Below are 2285 nucleotides of genomic sequence, written 5' to 3'. Positions count from 1 at the left end.
GTTCCAGGCTTCCTGGATTGCATGGAAGATATGATCGGAGAATTCCTCGATCGAGGTTGCGCCATAGGGCAACTTGTCGACGGCACGGGTCATATCTGCCGTGAGCCGGCTGGCATCCAGTCCCGCATCGGCGATTATCATTTGCACATCGGAGCGGTCGGAAAGCACCAGCTGCTCGATGAAGTGAACGAGTTCGACGTAAGGATTGCCGCGCAGCTTGGCGCTATCGGCCGCGGCCTTGAAGGCGCGCACCCCGACAGGATCAAGCTTGCCGACCAGTTCCTTACGCTTGAAGCTCTGCGACGACCGGCGCTGTTCCATCGAACGTGCTCCTGCAATCTGCCAGCCGATAAACTGCCACAGATGCCGCCACTTGACAAAGTGCGTTGTGGACGAGGCCTCAATGCCTGGTTCAGCCAGCTTCCTCGTATTGTGGAAGTCTTGCACCACCGGCTGCAAACAACAGCGGAATTGCGCGCCCTGCGCGATGCATTTCTCATACGGATTGACAATTGCGCCACGGAGTTCGGTACTCGGCGGTGTTCAGCTTCTGTTAATTTTGGAGCACTCGTTGAATTGTGGTAAAGTGCACCGGTGTGATAACGTAGGGTCACATAAGGTTTGAGGGCCTTCGCTGGGGGTTGGTGTGATTGATCTCGCACTCTGGCTTTCTTCGCTAGACGGTGAGAATCCGTCCGGGGAAGATTTGCGCAACGACCCGGCTTTCCATGAGTTGGAGCGCCTGACCGAAGCCCAACTCAAGGTCGTCCACGACGGCAACAATAAGGCCGGCTCGCAAAGCACGATTCCAGTCGACTGGCCCGCTGTGCTCGCAAAGGCGGAGGAATTGCGCGCGCATGGCAGGGACTTGCGCCTGCTTGTCATCGTCACGCGCGCGCTGGCCAATGAAGACGGGCTGGCCGGATTGGCGCAAGGTCTGACGCTGATCGCGCAGACCTTCGATCAGCATTGGGACACCATGCATCCGGCTATGCGGCCCAACGCTTCGCCGCGCGATGCCGCCTTGCGCCGTATCAACGCGCTGATCGACCTGCAGAATGGTCAGGACGGGTTGTTGGCGAATCTGCGGCAAATGACGTTCTTCGCGCCGCGCGCAATCGGCCCGGTTCAGGGCAAGGACCTGGAGAAGGGTGCGCTCGACGATCGCGTCATGCTCCAGGAAGCCGCCTCGGGGCTGAATGCGGCGGAAAAAGCGCAGCTGGTCAGTGCGCACGGACAACTCTTGAATCGGGTGCGTGCCGCATGTGCGGCACAGATCGATCAGGCCAATGCGGAGATGGTCCAGCTCATCGCCGACGCCCGGGCGACGATCACGGCACTGGATGCGCTCGAGACTGCGCTCAACGCTCGTCTCGAGAGCAGCGGCACTCCCGTTCCGGACTTAAAACGGTTCCTGCAGCGTTTGCTGACGACACTTGAACGGAATTCAGCGGCCGGCGCGGTGACGAATGGCGCAGCCACGCAGGCGGTGCCGACGGAACTGGCAACGCCTGCTCGAAACGGTCATGGAGCCGATGCTATGGCAAGTATGGCAAGCTATGCGGACTCGAGCACGGGACTCCCCGACCGGATCTCCTCGCGCGACGACGTGGTGAAATGCCTCGACCTGGTCGTCGCCTTCTATGACCGTACCGAACCGTCGAGCCCAATTCCGCACCTGGCTCGGCGGGTCCGTCGGATGGTGCACATGGATTTCGTTGAACTGATGGAAGATCTCGCCCCTTCGGGGCTGAAGGAGTTCAGGCTGCTGGCCGGCGTTCCCGATGCCAAGAAGACGGCTCAGAAGGATGAAAGGTAACAACACATGCCAGCCGAAAGCAAAGCCAAGGTCATCGAACGAAATCGCGCGCCGCGGGTGCAGATCGCCTACGATGTGGAAACCTACGGCAGCCCGACGACGATCGAACTGCCGTTTGTCATGGGCGTGATGGCCGACCTTGCCGGTGCTTCGCAAACCAAGGAAGCGTCAAAGTCGGTGCTGGACCGCTCCTTTGTCGAGACCGACGCGAACCGCTTCCCAAAATTCATGGAGGCGCTCGGCCCCCGCGTCAAAGCGCGGGTGAAGAACACGCTGCCGCAGGCCGAGGGCCAGGAGCGTGACGAGGAACTGGCGCTCGATCTTACATTTTCCAAGATGGGTGATTTCGCCCCCGACAAGATTGCCGAGCAAGTTCCGCAACTGGCCGAGATCCTCAAGATGCGTCGACAACTCGAGGAATTGCTCGGCTTCATGGATGGCCGTGTCGATGCTGAAAAGCGCATCT

General features: G+C 60.0%; 2 protein-coding genes and 1 pseudogene. 2 read left to right on the top strand and 1 reads right to left on the bottom strand.

The annotated features are described in order from the left end of the window. A pseudogene (locus EN991_RS32855) lies at window positions 1-321 on the bottom strand (type VI secretion system ATPase TssH); the annotation flags it as partial. A 325-nt stretch (window positions 322-646) separates the two neighbouring features. Between EN991_RS32855 and tssA the strand changes: the two are divergent. Both tssA and tssB read left to right on the top strand, forming a co-directional pair. Next, window positions 647-1819 carry a type VI secretion system protein TssA gene (gene tssA, locus EN991_RS32850; protein WP_127370297.1) on the top strand — a complete coding sequence of 391 codons (1173 nt, stop codon included), beginning with the start codon at window positions 647-649 and terminating at the stop codon, window positions 1817-1819. A gap of 6 nt (window positions 1820-1825) precedes the next feature. After that, a partial coding sequence (gene tssB / locus EN991_RS32845) for a type VI secretion system contractile sheath small subunit (RefSeq protein ID WP_127370296.1) occupies window positions 1826-2285 on the top strand: 460 nt, incomplete at its 3' end.

Source organism: Mesorhizobium sp. M7A.F.Ca.US.005.03.2.1 (assembly GCF_003997795.1).
GTDB lineage: Bacteria > Pseudomonadota > Alphaproteobacteria > Rhizobiales > Rhizobiaceae > Mesorhizobium > Mesorhizobium ciceri.
Note: the sequence above shows the minus strand (reverse complement) of the source record. Positions and strands in the feature narration are given on the sequence as shown.